We start from the raw sequence: 1,770 nt of genomic DNA, 5'->3' as shown, positions 1-1,770 counted from the left end.
CAGCAGAGCTTCGTCGCGCCAGCGGCCGGGCGCGCCTCGATCGTGCTGCCGACGGGCACGGATCCGTCCGCCGCGACCGAAGGCGCGATCTGGAACAACGGCGGCACGCTGAAGGGCTATCTCGGCGGCGTCACCCGGATCTTCGCCTTCCTCGGCATCGCCCAGAGCTGGGGGGCGCTCCAGACCTTCCTCTCGGGCACGGTGCTGGCGCCTGTCGGCTCCGATCCTGCCTCGCCTGTCGAGGGCCAGTGCTGGCACCGCACGGGGCTCGGCGCCTTCCTTTATCTGGGCGGCACGACCCGGCGGCTACTCGACAGCACGCAGTCCGCGACGACTGCGCAGGCAACCGCTGGCACCGACGACACCAACTACATGACCGCGCTGAAGACGGCGCAGGCCGGCGCGTCCAAGCAGGAAGCGACCGGCATCGACCTGGCTTGGTTCGGCGACGGTTCGGACGGCGATCTGACCGCATCGTCCGGCACCACCACGCTCACGCGGGACACCTACTACAACAACGTCACGCTCTCGGGTTCGGCGATCATTGACACGGCGGGCCACCGCCTGTTCGTGAAGGGCACGCTCGACATCTCGGGCCTGACCTCGGGCTACATCGGGCGACCCACACCAAGCGCGACATCGCAGACCGGCGCCTCGGCGCTCGCCTCTGGTTCACTCGGCGGCGGCGTGGCGGGCGCGACCGGTGCGCCGGGCAGCCCCGCAACCAACACTGGCAGTCAAGGCTCCGCTGCCACGGCAGGAACCGTCGTTGCGGGCGGCACGGGTACGGGCACGGGCGGTGCGGGGGGGAGTTCGGGCTTCGCAGGCGGGTCGGCGCGCGCCGGCACGCTCGCCACCTCGCTCTTCCGGCCACGACGTGCCGCGGCTGATCCTCTCTCGGCGGCCGGCCCCGTCACGGGCGGCGGCGCGGGTGGGGCCGGCGGCGGTAGTGGCGGAGGTGACGGCGGGACAAATGGCGGTGGCGCTGGCGGCGGCGGCGGTGCGAGCGGCGGTATCGTGTTCGTCTTCGCCCGCACCATCAACCGCGGTGCCTCGACTGCGGCTGCAGCCATCCGTGCCCGCGGCGGCAACGGGGCGAACGGAACGTCGGTGCCGAACGCGGCCGGCGGCGGCGGCGGCGGCGCTGGCGGCGCGGGCGGTTGGCTGCAGGTCGTCTACCGCTTCCTGACCGGCGCCGCGGCGACGAACTGCCTGGACGTGAGCGGAGGCAGCGGCGGAAGCGGCGGCACCAGCACGGTCGGGGGGTCGGTCGGCAAGGGTGGCGGGGCCGGCTACGGCGGCCTGATCACGACCTACAACCTCGGCGCAGGCACCACATCCTCCGTGTTCGGCGCCCAGACGAGCACGGCTCCGACGACGGCCACGGGCGAGACCGCGGCCACGACAGCGCTGAGCCTCTGACATGCCGAGCACGATCGACTTGCTCTCCGACGCGATCTTCACGCCCGAGGGCGAGGCGCCGCCCGGACCGAGCGTGGATGCGCTCTGCGCGATGGTGGATGCCGAGGTCGAGCGCCGCACCCAAGCGGGCTTCGCGTGCCACGGCCACCACTTCCAGTCCCGCCCGAAGGACCAGGACAACATCCGCGACGCCTATGCCCGGGCGTCGCGGGCGGCAGCGGCCGGCGCCCAGATCGGCGACATCTTCTGGTACGGCGACGGCAAGCCGTTCGGCTGGATCGCGGAGGACAACACGCTCGTCGCCATGGACGCCCAGGCGGTGATCGAGATGGGCGACACGATGGGCAC

At 72.5% G+C, this 1,770-nt stretch carries 2 protein-coding genes; both read left to right on the top strand.

Features of this window, described 5'->3' with window-relative positions:
- The first annotated feature begins 42 nt into the window (after positions 1 to 42).
- A complete protein-coding gene (locus AX737_RS37585) occupies positions 43 to 1,422 on the top strand; it encodes a hypothetical protein (RefSeq protein ID WP_156454030.1) in 1,380 nt (459 codons plus the stop codon).
- 1 nt (position 1,423) lies between these two features.
- On the top strand, positions 1,424 to 1,770 hold a 347-nt coding region (locus AX737_RS28815; protein ID WP_156454029.1), incomplete at its 3' end, for a DUF4376 domain-containing protein.

This window comes from Methylobacterium sp. CCH5-D2 (assembly GCF_001556475.1).
GTDB classification, from domain to species: Bacteria; Pseudomonadota; Alphaproteobacteria; order Rhizobiales; family Beijerinckiaceae; genus Methylobacterium; species Methylobacterium hispanicum.
This window is presented reverse-complemented; position numbering and strand designations above follow the sequence as displayed.